Below are 18641 nucleotides of genomic sequence, written 5' to 3'. Positions count from 1 at the left end.
CGGGGACTTCGTTCAGCTAGTGGCGTTTCGGGAGGTTACGCCGATTTGCGGATCAGCGGCTTTTCGTCGACGGCGTGGGTGTCTTCGCCATAGATCTCGTCAAGCGCGCCCAGGATCTTCATGACAGCGTCGGAAGAGCTCGAGTAGTAGATCGTCTGCGCGTCCCGGCGGGTGCTGACCAGATTCTGTGCCCGCAGTTTCGAAAGATGCTGAGAAAGGGCAGACTGACTCAGTCCGACCTTGTTGGCCAATGCGCCCACTGCCATCTCTTCCTTGACCAGGGAGTCGAGGATGAGCAGGCGTTTCGGATTTGCCATGGCAGAAAGAAAACCGGCTGCTGTTTCGGCTTCCTCGTGTTTTTCAGGCGAGAGAGGCTGCATTGCGTGCTCCATGCGATCACATCACACGTAGTTATGTTTGACGAAGCACGATAATTAGCCGTGATGCATGAAAGGGCAACCACCCACTGCAAGAAATGGGGGTAGCTAAGTGCCACTTAACGGTAAAGTTTTTTCAGGACAGGTTGCAACTCGGCCGCATTTTGGATGGGCGTCTCGAATTCGAGGCGTTTCAGCGCCTCGCCATCGGCGAGATCGAGGCCCGCGGCATCGATTCCAACGAGCTTCCAGTCGCCATCGGATGCCCGGCAGTGAACCTTCGCGTAGTGTTTCACCGCTTCGCCATGGTCGGCATTCATGTGGTCGATGGCGCTCGCCTCCATCTCCGCAAGCGCGGCGATCGCCGGCGAATCGATGGCGAGATCGTCAGCTGTCAGCGCATAGGCGCGGCCAAAGCCGCCATTAAGGCTCGCGCGCTGCGGCGCCAGGCGGAAAAAGCCGAAATCCGGAAAGTCGATATAGAGGCCGGCTTTCGGGTGGCGCCTCAGGAAGCGTTCGCGGATGCGTTCGTGGTCGTCCGAACCGCGCCGGATCTCTTCGGCTGCGCATTGCACGGTCAGGCGCGGATGGGCGAGCGGATCACCCTTGCCGGCTTCGCCCGTCAAGAGAGATGCGCGGTCGTCAGCGAGCAGCGCCTGGGTATGGGTCGACAGACGCGAGACCAGAACCACCGGCGCGCCGTCGACGTCGGTGCCGAGCAGCACGCGGCTGACGAAAGGAAAGCCGCCGCTCTGGGGCTCGATCACCGCGAGCGCTCCGCTCCTCGCCGACCGGAGCAGGACACGGGCGAGCTTGCGCGCCTCGTCATCGGTCTCACGCAGGACATTGGGTTTGTCGCTCATGGTCGCCTCCTTTGCGTTCGGTGCCTGTCGAAAATAAAAGGCCCGGAGCGTGAGCTCCAGGCCTTTTCGAACGCATGGCCTTGCCGGCGTCATTCCTTGCTGCGATGGCGGGTCAGTCCTTGGACGATATCCTGCGCATCGATGGTTCCAACGACCGCGCCGTTGTCGACGACGCCGATACTGCCCGGCTGGCGCGACATGGCGTCGAGAATGTCGACGAGCGGTGTCGTGGGCTTGGCGGTGGCCGTCACCCCCGCGCCGGTCGAGCGATCGACGCCGCTCTGCATCACGTCCTTCGCAGTCAACATGCTGATCGGATTCATGTGCTGGACGAAGTCGGCCACATATTGGTTTGCCGGATTCTTCACGATTGCCTGCGGGGTGCCGCACTGGATGATCCGCCCGCCCTCCATGATGGCGATGCGATTGCCGATGCGGAAGGCCTCGTCGAGGTCGTGGCTGACGAAGATGATCGTCTTCTTCAGCCGCCGCTGGAACTCGAGCAGCTCATCCTGCAGGCGCGTGCGGATCAGCGGATCGAGCGCCGAGAACGGCTCGTCCATCAGCAGGATGGGCGCGCCCGTCGCAAAGGCACGGGCGAGGCCGACGCGCTGCTGCATGCCGCCCGAAAGCTCGTTCACCTTGCGGTCCGCCCACTTGCTGAGATTGACGAGTTCGAGCTGCTCGCCGACGCGCTTCTTGCGTTCGGCATCCGGAACGCCGGCGAGTTCGAGGCCGAAGCCGACGTTGTCGGCCACCGTACGCCAGGGCAGAAGCGCGAACTGCTGGAACACCATCGAGACGGTGTGCATGCGGAAGTCGCGAAGCGCCTTGGCATTGCAGCGATAGGGATTGAGCGAGCCGCCCGCCGTCCTGACCTCGACTTCGCCGCGCACGACGGGGGCAAGACCGTTGACCGCGCGAAGCAGCGTCGACTTGCCGGAGCCGGAGAGACCCATCAGCACGAGGATCTCGCCTTCGTGGATCGACAGCGAGGCCCCGGCGACGCCGAGCACATGGCCGGAGGCCGCGCCGATCTCGTCCCGGCTTTTCCCCTGGTCGACCATTTCGAGCGCCGCCTGCGGGTTCTTGCCGAAGATGATGTCGACATTCTTGAAAACGACGGCGTCCGTCATGCGCCTTCTCCTTCATCGGATGAGCGAAACAGACGATCGAGAACGATTGCGAGGATGACGATGCAGAGACCGGACTCGAAGCCCCGGGCGATATTGACCGTGTTCAGCGCCCTGAGGACGGGCACGCCAAGGCCGTTGGCGCCGACCAGCGCGGCGATGACCACCATCGAAAGCGAGAGCATGATCGTCTGGGTAAGGCCGGCCATGATCTGCGGCATTGCAAAGGGCAGTTCCACCTTGCGCAGCACCTGCCAGGGCGTGGCGCCGAAGGATTCGGCGGCCTCGACCAACGCGGGCGGCGTCGAGATGATGCCGAGACGGGTGAGGCGGATCGGTGCGGGAACGGCGAAGATGACGGTGGCGATCAGGCCCGGCACCATGCCGAGGCCGAAGAGGATCAGCGCCGGGATCAGGTAGACGAAGGTGGGAATCGTCTGCATGAGATCGAGGATCGGGCGCATGAAGGCATAGACCCAGGCGCGCCGCGCCGCGGCGATGCCGAGCGGGATGCCAACGGCCATGCTGACGAAGGTTGCCGCGAGCACCAGCGCCAGCGTCTCGGTGGTTTCCTTCCAGTATCCCTGGTTGATGATCAGCAACAGGCCAAGACAGGTGAAGGCCGCGATGCCGATCGAGCGGCGGAACCACCAGGCAAGCGCGGTCACGATCGCGATGACCACGAAAGGGTGCGGCGTCTGGAGGATGTAGAGCAATATGGAGATGATTGCCGACAGGAAGTTTGCGAGTTGGTCGAAGAACAGCTCGAAATTGGTTGTCAGCCAGTCGACAAAGGCCTTAGCCCAGCCGCCGATCGGGATGGGATTGTCGGATAGGAATTCCACGGGATTGAATCCCTCTTGTCAGGGGTCGAACAGAATCGCATGAAGCCGTGGAAAGGGCAGGCTGCAGCCGCATGTTGCCGGTTCCGGAAACATGCGGCACGCGTCTACACCCTTATGCACGTCTTCAGGACGTGTGGCGCCGGGTCGGTCAGAGGCCGAGCTCGGACTTGACTGCGGCAAGCCCGTCGCCGCCATCCATGGTGGTGACGCCCGCAAGCCACGGCTCGAGGACCTGCGGGTTGGCCTTGAGCCAGGCGGCTGCGGCCTTTTCCGGGTCTTCGCCGTCGTCCAGGATCTTGCCCATGATCTCGTTCTCCATCTCGAGCGTGAACTTGAGATTCTTGAGAAGGGCGCCGACATTCGGGCATTCCTCGGTGTAGCCGGCGCGGACATTGGTGTAGACCGTGGCCCCGCCGAAGTTCGGCCCGAAGACGTCATCACCGCCGGAAAGGTAGGTCAGCTTGAAGTTGGCGTTCATCGGATGCGGCTCCCAGCCGAGGAAGACGATCGGCTCACCACTCTTCTCGGCGCGGGCGACCTGCGCCAGCATGCCCTGCTCGGAGGATTCGACCACTTCGAAGCCCTTCAGGCCGAACGTGTCCTTCTCGACCATGTCGATGATCAGGCGGTTGCCGTCATTGCCGGGCTCGATGCCGTAGATCTTGCTGTCGAGCGCATCCTTCTGCGCGGCGATGTCCTTGAAGTCCTTGATGCCGAGTTCCGCGCCCTTGGCGTTGGTCGCAAGCGTGTATTTTGCGCCCTCGAGATTCTCGCGCACGGTCTCGACCGATTTGTCCTCGCGATAGGGGGCGATGTCGGCTTCCATCGTCGGCATCCAGTTGCCGAGGAAGACATCGATATCCTTGTTCTTCAGCGACGTGTAGGTGACCGGAACCGAGAGCACCTTTACGTCCGTCTCGTAGCCGAGCGCCTCGAGGATGGTCGTGGCCGTTGCCGTCGTCGCGGTGATGTCCGTCCAGCCGACGTCGGAGAAGCGGACGGGGCTGCAGCTTTCCGGATCCGCTGCTGCGGCGTTCCCAGCGGCCATGGCCGCCACGCAAACGGTGCCCGCGAGCATGAGCTTGAGAGAGAGATTTCTTATCATCGTAGTCGTTCCCCTGCTTCCATTCTTTGTTTAGCCAACCACCAATGGGGCCGGAATTCAAGGCCTTGGTCCCCACGGCAGTGTATTGTCTCAATACGCTGAAGGGATGCACGGAGCGACGTGGAATGTCGCAATCCCTGAGAAATAAGGCGCGATGCGGCTATCTTATGATCCGTCACCGCGGCTTCCGCAGCGACTGGCGAAAAGCTGTGGGTCGCGTCGCCCGCGCTCTGGCCATCCGCCCGTGGCCTCGTCATGTAAGGCATGCGATTCCGGAAGACGGGGGCTCATGGCAAAACTCTATTTCAGCTACGCGACGATGAATGCGGGCAAGAGCACGCTGCTGCTGCAGGCGTCCTACAATTACCAGGAGCGCGGCCTGCGCGTCGCGATGCTGATCGCCGCTTTCGACCATCGCGCCGGCGTTGGCCGGATCGCCTCGCGCATCGGGCTCGATTCGGAGGCGATCCCGTTCCACCGGGCGGATGATCTCTACGCCCTCGTCGAGCGCATGAACGGCGACGGTTCCGGCGAGATCGCCTGCGTTTTCGTGGACGAGGCGCAATTCCTTGGAGAGGACCAGGTCTGGCAGCTCGCGCGGGTGGCCGATCGTCTCGGTATCCCCGTCATGGCCTACGGCCTGAGGACGGATTTCCAGGGCAAGCTCTTTCCCGGCTCGATGGCGCTGCTCGCAATTGCCGACGAGCTGCGCGAGGTGCGAACGATCTGCCCTTGCGGCCGCAAGGCGACGATGGTCGTGCGCCTCGACCACGAGGGCAATGTCGTGCGCGAGGGGGCGCAAGTTGATGTCGGCGGCAACGAAAAATATGTGTCCTATTGCCGCCGCCATTGGGAAGAGCTGATGGAGGGGTGAAAAAAGCCCCACCGCGTCTTGTCCTCGCCTGTCGGACGTCCTTTATATAAGTGCAATCGATGGCTGAGTAATCTGGCCGCTGACGTGTCTGTCGGTTCGGATCAAGGGGACGGGAAATGGCAACTCTTCAGAATTTTGACGCTGAAATCGAGAAGACGAAGAGCGTCGTCCACGAGATGCGCAGCAAGCTCGAGCAGTCCGGCGTCGTTCTCGAGCAGTTCGCCAAGGCCGATACCAAGCTCGGCGACGTCAATTTCGACATCGAGAACGCCCGCATCCAGGACGTCATTCAGCAGCAGAAGGTGATGGAGGCGAACATCGCCGATCTGATCATCGGCCTCGAAGACGCGACCAATGTCTTCGGCGCCGAATTCGAAAGCATGAAGAGCTATACCGGCTATGAGAAGTTCATCGGCATTTTCTCCAAGCAGTCGATGCAGCGCCTGCGCACCGATCGCGTTCGCAACATGTCACTCGCCGGCAATCTGCAGGAGTTGCTTGCCAAGTCCGATATGATTGTCGGCATCCTCAAGGATCAGAAGTCGATCCTCGATCAGCGCTACAAGACCTCCGAGCAGAGCCTCATCCAGGTGATCGAGCGCCGCAAGGGTACGATGTCGGCGCTCGAGGAAACGCAGAAGCGAATCGAAGAGCTCAATCCGCTGCTGCTCGACATCGAGAACCGGATCGCCGCCTCAACCGACCAGAAGACCCGGACCGACCTCGAGGCGGAGCGCTCAAGTCTTGCGACCGAATACAACCAGAAGCAGGCCAAGGAGCAGGAACTTCTTGCCGAGAGCCAGACGCTCGAGCGCTACACGGCGATGTTCCAGACCTTCGTCGACTCGCTCAACAACCAGATCGCGGCGCAAAACACGCTGATCAACAAGCTGACGATCGACACCGAACAGCGCATCGTCCTCTACAAGGCGCTCGAGGATTCCTTGAAGACCGCGGCGCAGCAGGATGTCGCCCACAAAATCAATACGCTCGGCAGCCAGGTCGACACCGCCGCCGAGGAAACCATGGCCGGCATCGGCGCCGCGGCGCAGCGCCACATCGGCGACCTGCTCGAAATGCATGAAAAGAACATGCAGGCGACACAGGATATCCAGCGGCGCAAGAAACTCGCCGACGACGCCTTTGCCCGTCGCTTCCAGGCCGTAATGGACAAGCACAATGCCGCAAACTACGTGAAGCAGTGATCGGCAAAGCGGTAATGATCCGATTTCCGGCCGCCCTTTGGCAGATGGCGGGAGGCGTTCGATGAGCGCTGCGATACCCTCGGCCGTCCGGCAATACTTCACCTCCATTCGGGCTGCGGTGGCGGGGCTGGAGCTGTTTCTCGGCGACCGCAACTCGCCGCTCTACCGCAACACGGTGGTGGGGGAGGTCATCGTTCCCTATCTGGCGCGGCTGAAGGCATCGGTCACCTGCTGGGAGAACCGTATCGGTTTCGTCGAGCAGTTTCGCATCGCGCGTGCGGAGAGCGGCTTTCCGACTTTCCAGAACGTGCTGGAACTCGAGAACGACCGCCAAAGCGCCGACAAGCGGCTGGCGAGCATTCCCGCTGCCGATGCGCTTCGCGAGGAAATGGTGGATTTCATCCTGCGGCACAAGGCCTTCCCGGAGGCGCTGCAATCGCGCATGGCCGAACGGCTTTATCTCGAGCAGATCCGCAAGGGGGACATCTTCTCCCCCTTTATCCTGCCGGAGACGATCCGGGTCGCCGTCAACCCGAAGACGATGCGGCCCTATTACGTGGTCTCCTGGGGCGCCTTCGACGGCAGCCAAACCTTGCCGATGGTCTATATGGCGACGATCGAGGATTCATCGGAAAACATCGTCGGAATGCTGGTGACCAGGGACGGCAAACTCAATCCGGAGGTCGATATCCCGCTGCCCGTCGGCGGCCTGCTCAATCCGGAGCTTGCCAGCCGTTTCGACGATTTCGCCTCAAAGCACAGCGCCTATTCGCTGACGCCGGCAACGATCGCCACCACGCTCGACAGAGATTTTCCCGAACTGCATCCGAAGCAGCTTCGGCGCATTGTGCTCGGGCCCTTCTATTCGGCGGGGATCACCGAAAACAACGAGAAAATCAACGAAATTCTCTCGAAGGTGCGCAAGGCGGAGAATGCCTGGCTTTTGACCTGGACTGTGCAGGAGGTCTTTTCGAAGGCGGAGCGTCCCGCCAAACGCGGCTTCTGGTCCTCGACCCAGGCGCAGGAAGAATTCCATATCGACACCGACGATCTCGAGGCCGCCCGCATGGGGGTCAGCGCCTATGAGAAGCATGCGCTGGTTCCGCATGATGCCTACCAGGCGCTCTACGCTTCCGGTGAGGCGGCAGAGATCTTTGGTGATTACAAGGTGCATGTGATTTCCGGTAATCACGTGGTGAGCGAGGTTTGATCGATGACATTGAATGCGGGCCTCACGACGCTGCACGAGGACGACATAGCCAAGCACCTGGCGGTGGCCCAGAGCCTGGTTACCAAGCTCATCATCCTCGAGCGTGGTGAAAGTTCAACGGGCGCGCCGCTTGCCGGAACGGGGCGTCGCTTCGTCTCGACCGTGTCGGCCGGCGGCCAGCGGCGGACCCGAGAGGTCGAACTCGCCCGCACCATCCAGGCGATCCGCACTGCCGATCCGCTGCTCTCTCCGGCGCAGCACGCCGTTCTCTACCGCACCCGCCGCGGCATCCAGGTGGCGCTCGCAGTTGCCGACTTGTTTGCGCGGCAGACTTACCTCGAACAGTTGCAGGCGCGCAATTCGGCCGCACCGCTCACCGGCGAGGAGGCGGAGCAGTTCAAGGCGCTGCTTGCGGCTTCCGCCTATGTCGCCGCCTTCACGCTCGCCGCCTATCTCGGTGCGACCTTGCAAGGGGAGGGGGAGCCGGTCGATGATGCCGCCGAGCCGGAGTTCCTCTTCGACACGCCGCAGGACGCGCTGAAAAGCATGGTGGCGGCGCTCGATCGCAGTATTGCGGGCTCGCCCGACGAGCTTGCCCTGGCAGCCCGTACCCGTGCCTTTTCACGGGTCGCGATCGAGGGATTGCTCGCCCGCAAGGCGCGCTTCACGGGATTGCAGAACTTCGAAACCGTGCATATCCGGCTCGACCAGGATGACTTCACCCTCAACGGCTTCGACATCGCGCCCGGCCAGAAGCGCAAGCCGCTGGTGATGACCTTCAAGAAGCCGGAGGAGATCATCGGCAACCACATCGCCAAATATCAGGCGCTGAAGCTTGCCAAGATGCTGATGGCCTATGACTTCGACCGGCAGATGAACCCGTTCGTCGAACTCGGCGGCTTCCTCTTCACCTTCATCGGCGACGGCATGCCGGGCACCGGCAAGACGATCCTGATCCAGATGCTTGCCGGCCTGCTGCACGACTATTGCGGCGTCGCCGGCTACGCCTTCCATTACGAGAATTTCGGCGTCGACCAGATTTCCTCCTACCAGGGCAAGTCGGGTCAGAACTGCAAGGAGTTCGTCAATAACGTCATGAACCCGCGTGCGATCGGTTTCGGCACCATCGACGATGTGGACCAGGTAACGGCGAAGCGCTCTGACGATCGCGCCTCGGCCGGTCAGCATGAGGTGACGGCGGTTCTGATGGAGAGCTTCGCCGGCGCCTCGACCGTCATTCGCGGCAATTGCACCTTCGGCATGTTCTCGAACCACCCGGAGAACGTCGACGATGCTCTGCGCCAGCGGGCCGGCGCGCGCTGGCTGGTCGACGGGCCGCAGACGGAAGCGGACTATATCGACATTTTTGCGCTGCTCGTCGGCAGAAATCACGATATCCCCTTGGGAGAGCACGAGCTCTATGCCGGCCAGGAGATCAGGCGGGCCGTCAACCAATCCTACGCGGCGCATTCGCAGCCGCAGGAGGAGGGGCTCGTCGCAGTCTGGGAGCGCTATGAGAAGGAAAGGGGCAAGGTCGCCACGCTCGCCGATGTCGGGGCCTATCTGCACAGGATTAAGGAGGCGGAGCCGCGCTTCACCGGCCGCGCCATCAGGAACATCACCGATGCGATCAAGATGCGGGCGATGGACGTCGAACTGCCGGACGACTGGTTCAGGGATGCGGCCTCCTTCATGCACAAATCCTACGACGAGAAGAAGGCGATGATCGAGGAACTGCGTGGCCCGATCACCATCGACATGGTGCTGCAGGAAATCAACCGCTACGCCGATAGCGAATTCCGCTACACCGACACGTCGGACGACGCGGCAGTCGCCGACATCATCCGCCGCGAACGCCAGCGCGAAAAGGCGATCCGCGAGATCGAGGCAATGAAGCGCGGCGGCAGATGGCAGAGTTGATTGAAGTGTCCGACAGATTCGCCCCTCATCCTAGCCCTCTCCCCGCGCGCGGGGAGAGGGGACACAGGTCCCCCATGGTCCCGATTGAACGCGACGGCATCCCCTCTCCCCGCCTGCGGGGAGAGGGCCAGGGTGAGGGGCTAGGCAATAACGGGCGAGAGGGCCTCCACGTGGGGCGGAGCGTTCCCCAATGAAGCGCCTTCTCGAAGCCGAACTCATCTATGGGCGGCTGCTCGACATTTCCGAGCCGCACCTCATTGCGCGCTACAACAAGGCGCTCGAAGGTTTCGGGTTGAGGCCGACGGGGCTTCAGCGTTTCAGCATCGACATGACCGGCTTCTCGCCGGAGATCGCCTATGAATTGGGGGACCACGATTACCTCGATCCCAATCGGGTGAACCGGCGTTTCATCATCTTGACGCCGGCGCAGGCGGAGCTGCCGGTCGTGCATACGAGCTTTTCCAACACCGCAGCGCTGATGCACGAATTCTTCAATGCCAACAGCCGCGCGATCCATGCGGTGACGATCAAGGATGCACTCTACGGCGAGATCGAGGATACGGTCTCCGTCGTCAAAGACATCGACGATCTGCTGTCGATCAACGAAGTGCGGTTCCGGGTTCTCTCGGCCGAAGGCATGCTTGGCAAGGCGACGGAACTTCGCGAACTCATTGACCGCTTGAAGAAGGTTCCGAACGCCTGGGCGGACGATGCCACGCTTGATCGAATGGTGGAACTGGCGCGACTGACGGGTGACATCCGGCAGAACGCGCTGGTGCCCGACGAACTCGTCTTCCGCCACCAGGCCTTCTGGGCCAACCACTTCGGCGGCGTCTATGTCTTTCTCGACGAGAAGACCACGACGGTGATCTGCGATCCGTCGGCGCCGGGATTCCGGCGGTCGCGGCCCTGGCAGGTGAGCTATATCGCACTCACCGATCATGCGCGCATCTACGATTTCCTGGCTGCGACGAAGCGGCTGCAATTGCCGCAGGCCTCTTGGGTGGAGGAATCCGGCCTGTTCCAGCACCGGGCAGACATGGCCGTCCGCGGGCTGATCAACGAGGCCGATCCGGACGCCGACCTCGTCAATGCCGACCGGATCTGGCTGCAGACCTGGATCCACCGCAATGCCGCTCTGGTCTCACGCGACGGCATCTATCCTTTCCTGCAGGAAATGGCGCGGGCGATCGCCGCCACCGGCACGGTCAAGATGCAGGAAATCGCCCCTGAACAGCGATTCCTCCTGGTGAGGGCCGCTCCAGATCACCCGGACCAGTGGCTCGTGAACCGCCTCATTTCGCAACTCGTCCCGCGCGATTTCGTCTCGCGCTTCGTTTTCGACAAGCAGGGTTTCTACAGCGCCTATGAGGGTTTCAGTGAAACGTTTCGGGACTATGTTGTTGCGACATTGACGGGCACATATCTCAAGGACAAGGCCGCCTTCCGCCACAAGCTCTACGGCCTCAAAGGGGAATAGAAGATGTTCGATCCGATCGTTGCGTTCTTTCAGCGTGTCTTCACGGCGATCGGCCGTGGTATCGGCCTGGTGGTAGCGTGGCTCCTCTGGCCTTTCGTTGCGCTGGGCAAATGGTACCGCGCGAGAAGCTGGGTCATTAAGGGGCCGATCGCGCTCATCCTGCTCGCCCTTGTCCTCTTCTACGGCTATTTCGTCTGGCAGACGCAGGCCTGGACCAATTTCGATCCGGATTATGTCGACCGCTATAATCTCGCCGAGCGCAAGACGCCAGCCGGCTCGCCCGTCAGCGGTCCCGGGGCCACGACGACTGGGCAAACGGCTGAGCTGACCCCCGCCAACCAGGCCGCGATGGATGCAGGGACCTCGACCACCGAAGCGCTTGCCGTGGCGCAACTGCCTGCAGGAACCGCCTGCCAGCCCTCGGCGATCGTCGATGTCGCGGCCGACCTCATCGACTTCAACGTCGACCAGAACGCTTGGATATCATCGATGCTCGCCTACAAGCTCGGCTTTTTCGGGCTCGACTGGGACGACACGCCCTGGCTCGACAACAAGGCATCGTTCCAGCGCGGCATCAATCAGGCGGTGCGGCGCACGGCCGTGGAATTGGTCGACTCGCTCGGCCGCGTCCGCGGCACGTCCGGAATCAACAACGACCTGCAGAGCGCGCGCGGCAATATCCAGTTCGACGAGGAGACCTGGTATTTCGGCATCAGCCCGTTCGGTCCCAAGACCCCGACACCGAGCTTCTATCGCGCCGCCATGCGCGACCTCAGGAAATTCAATGTATCCCTTGGCAACTGCGATGCGGTTTTCGATGGGCGCTCGGACAACATGGTCGAGTTCCTGGATCGCATCGCGAGCGATCTCGGCAATACCTCGGCAATCATTCGCGAGCGCTCGGAACTGCACAATGGCGGCTGGTTCGACACGCGGGCGGACGACCGCTTCTGGTTCTCCTATGGCCAGCTCTACGGCTATTACGGCATCCTGTCGGCGGCCGGTGCCGATTTCGACAATGTCGTCACGCAGCGAGGGCTGACGCCGATCTACACGGAGACGATGAAACAGCTTCGTGCGGCACTGCGCATCCAGCCGCTGATCATCTCGAACGGCCGCGAGGACGGCTGGATCATGCCGACGCATCTCGCAACCATGGGCTTTTATATACTTCGCGTCCGGTCCAATCTCGTCGAGATGCGCGACATCCTTGCCCGCTGACTGGCGGTATGCGAGCGTAAGCACAAGCAAACGGACGCGCGTTCGGCGGAGGAGGCTGGATGCGCGGCCGCGATGAAGTGAGGGGGGAGACATGGTGGACGTCAAATCCGACATTGAGATTGCGCGCGCCGCGAGGAAGAGGCCGATCATGGAGATCGGTGCGAAGCTCGGCATTCCGCCGGAGCACCTCCTTCCCTATGGGCACGACAAGGCGAAAGTGAGCGCCGAATTCATCGCCGCCCAAAAGGAAAAGAAGAACGGCCGGCTGATCCTGGTGACGGCGATCAATCCGACGCCGGCGGGCGAGGGCAAGACGACGACCACCGTCGGGCTTGGCGACGGTCTCAACCGCATTGGTAAGAAGGCGATCGTCTGCATCCGGGAAGCATCGCTCGGCCCCTGCTTCGGCATCAAGGGCGGTGCTGCCGGCGGGGGTTATGCCCAGGTGGTGCCGATGGAGGACATCAACCTTCATTTCACGGGCGATTTCCACGCCATCACCTCGGCGCACAACCTGCTTGCCGCGCTGATCGACAATCATATCTATTGGGGCAACGAACAGGCGATCGACACCCGCCGCATCGCCTGGCGGCGGGTGATGGACATGAACGATCGGGCGCTGCGCCAGATCGTCGGCGCGCTTGGCGGTGTCGCCAACGGCTATCCGCGCGAGACGGGTTTCGACATCACCGTCGCCTCCGAGGCCATGGCCATCCTTTGCCTTGCGACCGATATCAAGGACCTCGAAAATCGACTCGGCAACATCATCATCGGCTACCGGCGCGACAAGAGCCCGGTTTTTGCGCGAGACATCAAGGCGGACGGCGCCATGGCCGTGCTGCTCAAGGACGCCATGCAGCCGAACCTCGTGCAGACGCTCGAGAACAATCCGGCCTTCGTCCATGGCGGCCCCTTTGCCAATATCGCCCATGGCTGCAACTCCGTGGTGGCGACCGCAACGGCGCTAAAGCTTGCCGATTATGTCGTGACGGAGGCCGGTTTCGGAGCCGATCTCGGAGCGGAGAAATTCTTCGACATCAAGTGCCGCAAGGCCGGCCTCAAGCCCGATGCCGCCGTGATCGTCGCCACCGTCAGGGCGATCAAGATGAATGGCGGTGTGAAGAGGGAGGATCTCGGCAAAGAGAATATCGAGGCGTTGCGGAGGGGGTGCGCCAATCTCGGGCGGCACGTGCAGAACGTCAAGAAATTCGGCGTGCCGGCCCTGGTTGCGATCAACCATTTCACCACCGACACGGAAGCCGAGATCCAGGCGATCAAGGACTATGTAAGGACGCTCGGGTCCGAGGCGGTGCTCTGCAAACACTGGGCTGAAGGCTCGGCCGGCATCGAGGATCTGGCATTGAAGGTCGTCGAGCTCGCCAATGCCGGCCATTCGCAGTTCTCGCCGCTCTATCCCGACGAAATGCCGCTCTTCCAGAAGATCGAGACGATTGCCAAGGACATCTATCATGCGAGCGAGGTCATCGCCGACAAGCTGGTGCGCGAGCAGCTCCGGACCTGGGAAGACCAGGGCTATGGCCATCTGCCGATCTGCATGGCCAAGACGCAATATTCCTTCTCCACCGACCCAAACCTGCGCGGCGCGCCGAGCGGTCATGCGGTGCCGATCCGCGAAGTCCGGCTTGCGGCCGGCGCCGGCTTCGTCGTCGTCATCACCGGCGAGATCATGACGATGCCGGGCCTGCCGAAGTTGCCGTCGTCGGAGAGGATCCGGCTCAACGAGGCGGGCTATATCGAGGGACTGTTCTAAAGCGCGCTGCATTCCGACGGCTCAGCGCGCTTTAGGTCCTTGTCCCTACCATGCCGTTTGCCCAAAACCGCTGCACACTTTTGGGCGACATGCATTAGCCGAGCCGGCCGATGAAGTCCGCCTTGCCGATCGGCACGCCCTTGTGGCGCAGGATATCGTAGGCGGTGGTGACGTGGAAATAGAAGTTCGGCAGCACGAACTGCAGGAGGTAGTCGGCGCCGTTGAACGTCACCTTGAGATTGGGGAAGCTGAGCGTTACGTCGCGGGTCTCGCTGCCGTCGAGGTCATCGGGTTTCACCGTCTCGATAAAGGCCACTGTCCTGGCGATCCGCTCGTGCAAAGCTGCGAAGTCCTGCTCGTCATCGGGAAGGCGCGGCGCTTCAAGCGACGTCAACCGACCGATCGCGTTCTTCGCCGTATCGCTTGCCCGCTGGATCTGACCGGAGAGTGGCAGCATGTCCGGCGCGAGCCGCGCGTCGAAAAGCTCCGCGAGGGACGTGCCCCTATCGGCGGCGAACGCCTCGGCCTTGTCCAGAAGTCCGTTCAGGGCGGTAAAGCCACGAGTGAAGGCGGGGACGGTGAGCGCATACATGGTGAGTTGCATGGGTGTTCCTCGATTGAGTTGTACTTGCAGGCAAATGCCTCGCCGTCCATAGATTGTAGCGGTCCGAAGAGGTTTCAATCGGCGCGGCGACCTTCGTGCGGTGAGAGACAGCATTGCCATGGCTCGGTTTGATGGGCCTGCTGGGGCGGCACGGCCGGGCGCGACTCGCGGTCACGGCCGAGCTCAGGGGCGAGGGTGAGTTGGCCGGTTTCTTCTCGGGCGAATTCGTTGCGCTCGGGTACGAGAGCCAGGGCGGCTGAGGAGGGACCTGTCGCTGATACGGTATCGTCAACGGCAATACCGGTAGCCGTTCTTCCGATCGATGACGTCGAAATGCAGATGCGTCTCGTGCGCCGCGTCGCTGCCAGGGTCGAGCACGGTGGTGAAATAGAGGCAGGCGGTGGCGGTGATCGCGCGCTGGAAGGCGCCGTTCAGCGTGCCGTCCTCGTCGCGCGGCTGAATGTCGATCGTCTTGCCGTCCTTGAGCCCGAAGGAGGCGATATCGATGGCGTTGCCGCGGGCGTGTTCGGATATCTTGCCGGTCGTGCCGTTGTTCCTCAGGCGGCAGACATAGGAGGAGGCCTGATTGAGGGTCGCGATGGCCGTGTCGGGCCCGAAGGCGGCCTTCGCGGCCGGAGCCGCGGTCTCCCTGATCCAGCGGGCGAGCGCCAGCGCCGTTTCGCAACGCATCGTCCCCTGCGGTTTCAGCGACACGCCCGGCAGGATTTCGGTCACTTCGATCGGCTTGTCGATGCCGCAACCCTGGCCGTCATCGATGCGCGCGGCCTCTGTGAATGAGGCGCCGAGGGTCCGAAGCGCGTCGAGGCAGGACGCGTAGGCCGTCGGGTCTTCCTTCTCGATTTCGACAATCGCCGGCGGCATGGCGTCAAGCGCATCGTCCTTCCAGCCGGGAGGCAAGTCGCGGCCGGACTCCATCTTCCCCGTTGCGGAACTGCCATTGTCGGTCGGCCCGTCGGGTTTCGGAGCCGGTATCGGTTCGCTGCTGTTTTCGGGTTTCTCGACCGGTACAGGTCCATGACGCGGCAGAGTCGCGCCGGAAGCGAGCAAGGAGCAGAGCAGGATAATGCCGGCTTGGCGCATGCGGATCCCTCCCGTTCGCGTCGCGGCCGAATCCGCGAGCGCACGGGGAGCAATCCTCTGCCAAAATGTGCTGAAACTGAGGTGAGGGGCGTGCGTCAAATTCCCTGATTTATATTGGCAATTGCACTCATGTTTTTGTCTTGCAGAAACAAGGCGGTACATTCGTCATGCCTCGATTCCGACCCGCGCAGCCAGCCCTTGAGTTGCTCAAGGGTGTGCTTGGCCTTGGCTCTGCCGCAGAGACTTGGGGAGCCGACGTCATCCTGACCGCATCGAAGGCCCGTCTCCGACAAGTCGACGAACAGCTTCAAGGCGCCTGGCTACGGCATTACCTTCAGGGTCTCGCTGGTCCAGCACTTCCGAGGTCCGGAAAGGTAGACGATTGGAAGACGGTCATCCGTGGTCGCTTTTTTCAACTGATGCTTTTCCCGCTTGCACGCCATCTAAAGGCAGGCTAACACTTTCGCCCATGGCAAATGCACGCAACATTTCGATCTGGTGGTGGGCTCGCTAAGGCGGCCTTGACCAGTCACGCGTGATTGAGACATGAAGCCGCCCGGAGATTTCGAGGCGGCTTTTTTCGTATTCGGGCCGCGTGGAAAGACCGGGCTTTGACGGAGCGAGACGAATGGCAACGGTAATTCTGGATAACGGCGCGGAAAGCTACACCACCAAAGGCGGGATCGTGGTCACCCGCAGGCGGCGCGAAGCCTCCTACACGGACGCGATAGCCGGCTATGTCGCAAGGCTTGACGAGCGCCGCGGCGCGGTCTTCTCCTCCAACTACGAATATCCCGGCCGCTACACCCGCTGGGACACCGCCGTCGTCGATCCGCCACTTGCCATCTCTTCCTTCGGCCGCTCGCTCTGGATCGAAGCCTATAACGAACGCGGCGAGGTGCTGCTGGCACTGATCGCCGAGCACCTCAACACCGTTGCCGACATCACGCTCGGAGCGCTGACCGCTCGCCGACTCGACGTCACCATCAACGAGCCCGACCGCGTCTTCACAGAGGAAGAACGCTCGAAGATGCCGACCGTCTTCACGGTGCTCCGCGCAGTGACGGACCTCTTCCATTCGGAAGAGGATTCGAGCCTCGGTCTCTATGGTGCCTTCGGCTACGACCTTGCCTTCCAGTTCGACGCGATCGAGCTCAAGCTCGAGCGCCCGGACGACCAGCGAGACATGGTGCTCTTCCTGCCCGACGAGATCCTCGTCGTCGACCACTATGCGGCAAAAGCCTGGATCGACCGGTACGACTTTGCCAGGGACGGGCTTTCAACCGAGAGCAAGGCGGCGGAGATTGCGCCGGAACCGTTCCAGATGGTCGACAGCATCCCGCCGCACGGGGACCATCGCCCCGGCGAATATGCCGAGCTTGTCGTTAAGGCGAAGGAGAGCTTCCGCCGCGGCGACCTTTTCGAAGTGGTGCCGGGGCAGAAGTTCTACGAACGCTGCGAAAGCCGGCCGTCGGAGATTTCCAATCGGCTGAAGGCGATCAACCCGTCGCCCTATTCCTTTTTCATCAACCTCGGAAACCAGGAATATCTCGTCGGCGCCTCGCCGGAGATGTTCGTGCGCGTATCGGGCCGGCGCATCGAAACCTGCCCGATTTCCGGGACGATCAAGCGCGGCGACGATCCGATCGCCGATAGCGAGCAGATCCTAAAGCTCCTGAACTCGAAGAAGGACGAGTCCGAGCTCACGATGTGCTCGGATGTGGACCGCAATGACAAGAGCCGCGTCTGCGTGCCGGGATCGGTGAAAGTGATCGGCCGTCGCCAGATCGAGATGTATTCGCGGCTGATCCATACAGTCGATCACATCGAGGGGCGCTTGCGCGACGATATGGACGCTTTCGACGGCTTTCTGAGCCATGCCTGGGCGGTGACCGTCACCGGCGCGCCGAAGCTCTGGGCGATGCGCTTCATCGAGAACCACGAAAAGAGCCCGCGCGCCTGGTATGGCGGTGCGATCGGCATGGTCGGGTTCAATGGCGATATGAACACCGGCCTGACGCTGCGCACGATCCGCATCAAGGACGGGATTGCCGAGGTGCGGGCGGGCGCGACGCTGCTCTATGATTCGAACCCCGACGACGAAGAAGCCGAAACAGAACTGAAGGCCTCTGCCATGCTTGCAGCCATTCGCGATGCGAAATCCGCCAACAGCGCCAAGGCGGCGCGCGACGTAGCCCCGGTGGGCGCCGGCGTCAAGATCCTGCTCGTCGACCACGAAGACAGCTTCGTCCACACGCTCGCGAATTATTTTCGCCAGACGGGGGCGACGGTGACGACGGTTCGCACACCGGTCGCCGAGGAAATCTTCGATCGGATAAAGCCGGACCTTGTCGTGCTTTCGCCCGGACCCGGCAGCCCGAAGGATTTCGACTGCAAGGCGACGATCAAGAAGGCGCGGGCGCGGGAGTTGCCGATCTTCGGCGTATGCCTCGGCCTGCAGGCCCTCGCCGAGGCCTATGGCGGAGATCTCCGGCAACTGGCAATCCCGATGCATGGCAAGCCGTCGCGCATCCGGGTGTTGGAACCGGGCATCGTCTTTTCCGGTCTCGGCCGCGAGGTGACGGTCGGGCGCTATCATTCGATCTTCGCCGATCCATCGAGCCTGCCGCGTGAGTTCATGATCACGGCGGAGAGCGAGGACGGGACGATCATGGGCATCGAGCACACGAAGGAGCCCGTGGCTGCGGTGCAGTTCCATCCCGAGTCGATCATGACTCTCGGCGGTGACGCCGGCATGCGGATGATCGAGAATGTGGTGGCGCATCTGGCCAAGAGGGCAAAGGTCAAGGCGGCCTGACGACAGCAGCCGCTTCCGCCTACCTGCGGCGGAGACGCGCGGGCGGTGACCGCCCTTTGACAAGCTGTCCGATGTCGCCCATATGGTGACGACAATCCGCCTGCGCGAAAACCC

General features: G+C 62.1%; 17 protein-coding genes. 10 read left to right on the top strand and 7 right to left on the bottom strand.

Annotated elements, in window-relative coordinates; genetic code table 11:
- Positions 1-35: 35 nt before the first annotated feature.
- The 5 genes from SJ05684_RS11700 to SJ05684_RS11680 form a co-directional block, all read right to left on the bottom strand.
- The gene (locus SJ05684_RS11700) at positions 36-380 is read right to left on the bottom strand and encodes an ArsR/SmtB family transcription factor (RefSeq protein WP_034851574.1); all 345 of its coding nucleotides are present in this window, start codon (positions 378-380) and stop codon (positions 36-38) included.
- Between the two features lie 116 nt (positions 381-496).
- Positions 497-1240: a HugZ family pyridoxamine 5'-phosphate oxidase gene (locus tag SJ05684_RS11695; RefSeq protein ID WP_034851646.1), complete on the bottom strand. Its 744-nt coding sequence runs from the start codon at positions 1238-1240 to the stop codon at positions 497-499.
- 89 nt (positions 1241-1329) lie between these two features.
- Positions 1330-2376, bottom strand: a complete 1047-nt coding sequence (choV, locus tag SJ05684_RS11690; RefSeq protein WP_034851572.1) for a choline ABC transporter ATP-binding protein — start codon at positions 2374-2376, stop codon at positions 1330-1332.
- On the bottom strand, positions 2373-3218 hold the full coding sequence (choW, locus tag SJ05684_RS11685; protein WP_034851569.1) for a choline ABC transporter permease subunit: 846 nt from the start codon (positions 3216-3218) through the stop codon (positions 2373-2375). Before choW ends, choV begins: the two co-directional genes overlap by 4 nt.
- A 148-nt stretch (positions 3219-3366) precedes the next feature.
- Positions 3367-4323 (bottom strand): choline ABC transporter substrate-binding protein, encoded by a 957-nt coding sequence (locus SJ05684_RS11680; protein WP_034851568.1) that lies wholly within the window; start codon positions 4321-4323, stop codon positions 3367-3369.
- A gap of 289 nt (positions 4324-4612) precedes the next feature.
- On the opposite strand from SJ05684_RS11680, the gene SJ05684_RS11675 reads away from it, so the two are divergent.
- The 7 genes from SJ05684_RS11675 (at position 4613) to SJ05684_RS11645 (ending at position 14004) form a co-directional block, all read left to right on the top strand.
- Positions 4613-5197 carry a thymidine kinase gene (locus SJ05684_RS11675; protein WP_034851566.1) on the top strand — a complete coding sequence of 195 codons (585 nt, stop codon included), beginning with the start codon at positions 4613-4615 and terminating at the stop codon, positions 5195-5197.
- 116 nt (positions 5198-5313) lie between these two features.
- Positions 5314-6402, top strand: coding sequence for a coiled-coil domain-containing protein (locus tag SJ05684_RS11670; protein ID WP_034851565.1), 1089 nt, complete (start codon positions 5314-5316; stop codon positions 6400-6402).
- A gap of 61 nt (positions 6403-6463) precedes the next feature.
- Complete coding sequence (locus tag SJ05684_RS11665) at positions 6464-7612, top strand: hypothetical protein (protein ID WP_034851563.1); 1149 nt, start codon at positions 6464-6466, stop codon at positions 7610-7612.
- Positions 7613-7615: 3 nt separating this feature from the next.
- Positions 7616-9532 (top strand): AAA family ATPase, encoded by a 1917-nt coding sequence (locus SJ05684_RS11660; protein WP_034851562.1) that lies wholly within the window; start codon positions 7616-7618, stop codon positions 9530-9532.
- A gap of 190 nt (positions 9533-9722) precedes the next feature.
- Positions 9723-11012, top strand: a complete 1290-nt coding sequence (locus SJ05684_RS11655; protein ID WP_034851560.1) for a DUF6638 family protein — start codon at positions 9723-9725, stop codon at positions 11010-11012.
- Positions 11013-11015: 3 nt separating this feature from the next.
- Positions 11016-12233: a DUF2333 family protein gene (locus tag SJ05684_RS11650; protein WP_034851558.1), complete on the top strand. Its 1218-nt coding sequence runs from the start codon at positions 11016-11018 to the stop codon at positions 12231-12233.
- A gap of 91 nt (positions 12234-12324) precedes the next feature.
- A complete protein-coding gene (locus SJ05684_RS11645; protein WP_034851557.1) occupies positions 12325-14004 on the top strand; it encodes a formate--tetrahydrofolate ligase in 1680 nt (559 codons plus the stop codon).
- Between the two features lie 94 nt (positions 14005-14098).
- Here SJ05684_RS11645 and SJ05684_RS11640 read toward each other — a convergent pair whose 3' ends face one another.
- Positions 14099-14608: a DUF1993 domain-containing protein gene (locus SJ05684_RS11640; RefSeq protein WP_034851555.1), complete on the bottom strand. Its 510-nt coding sequence runs from the start codon at positions 14606-14608 to the stop codon at positions 14099-14101.
- Between the two features lie 113 nt (positions 14609-14721).
- Between SJ05684_RS11640 and SJ05684_RS29630 the strand changes: the two genes are divergently transcribed.
- The gene (locus tag SJ05684_RS29630) at positions 14722-14868 is read left to right on the top strand and encodes a hotdog family protein (RefSeq protein ID WP_157211946.1); all 147 of its coding nucleotides are present in this window, start codon (positions 14722-14724) and stop codon (positions 14866-14868) included.
- Positions 14869-14896: 28 nt separating this feature from the next.
- Here SJ05684_RS29630 and SJ05684_RS11635 read toward each other — a convergent pair whose 3' ends face one another.
- Positions 14897-15709: an extensin-like domain-containing protein gene (locus SJ05684_RS11635; RefSeq protein ID WP_034851552.1), complete on the bottom strand. Its 813-nt coding sequence runs from the start codon at positions 15707-15709 to the stop codon at positions 14897-14899.
- Positions 15710-16178: 469 nt separating this feature from the next.
- On the opposite strand from SJ05684_RS11635, the gene trpLE reads away from it, so the two are divergent.
- Together trpLE and SJ05684_RS11625 are read left to right on the top strand one after the other, a co-directional pair.
- On the top strand, positions 16179-16223 hold the full coding sequence (gene trpLE / locus SJ05684_RS30220) for a trpE operon leader peptide TrpLE (protein WP_178385069.1): 45 nt from the start codon (positions 16179-16181) through the stop codon (positions 16221-16223).
- Between the two features lie 114 nt (positions 16224-16337).
- On the top strand, positions 16338-18527 hold the full coding sequence (locus SJ05684_RS11625; RefSeq protein ID WP_034851549.1) for an anthranilate synthase: 2190 nt from the start codon (positions 16338-16340) through the stop codon (positions 18525-18527).
- Positions 18528-18641: the final 114 nt, after the last annotated feature.

This window comes from Sinorhizobium sojae CCBAU 05684 (genome assembly GCF_002288525.1).
Classification (GTDB): domain Bacteria; phylum Pseudomonadota; class Alphaproteobacteria; order Rhizobiales; family Rhizobiaceae; genus Sinorhizobium; species Sinorhizobium sojae.
The sequence above is the reverse complement of the archived record's forward strand: the minus strand, read 5'-3'. Positions and strand labels throughout refer to the sequence as shown.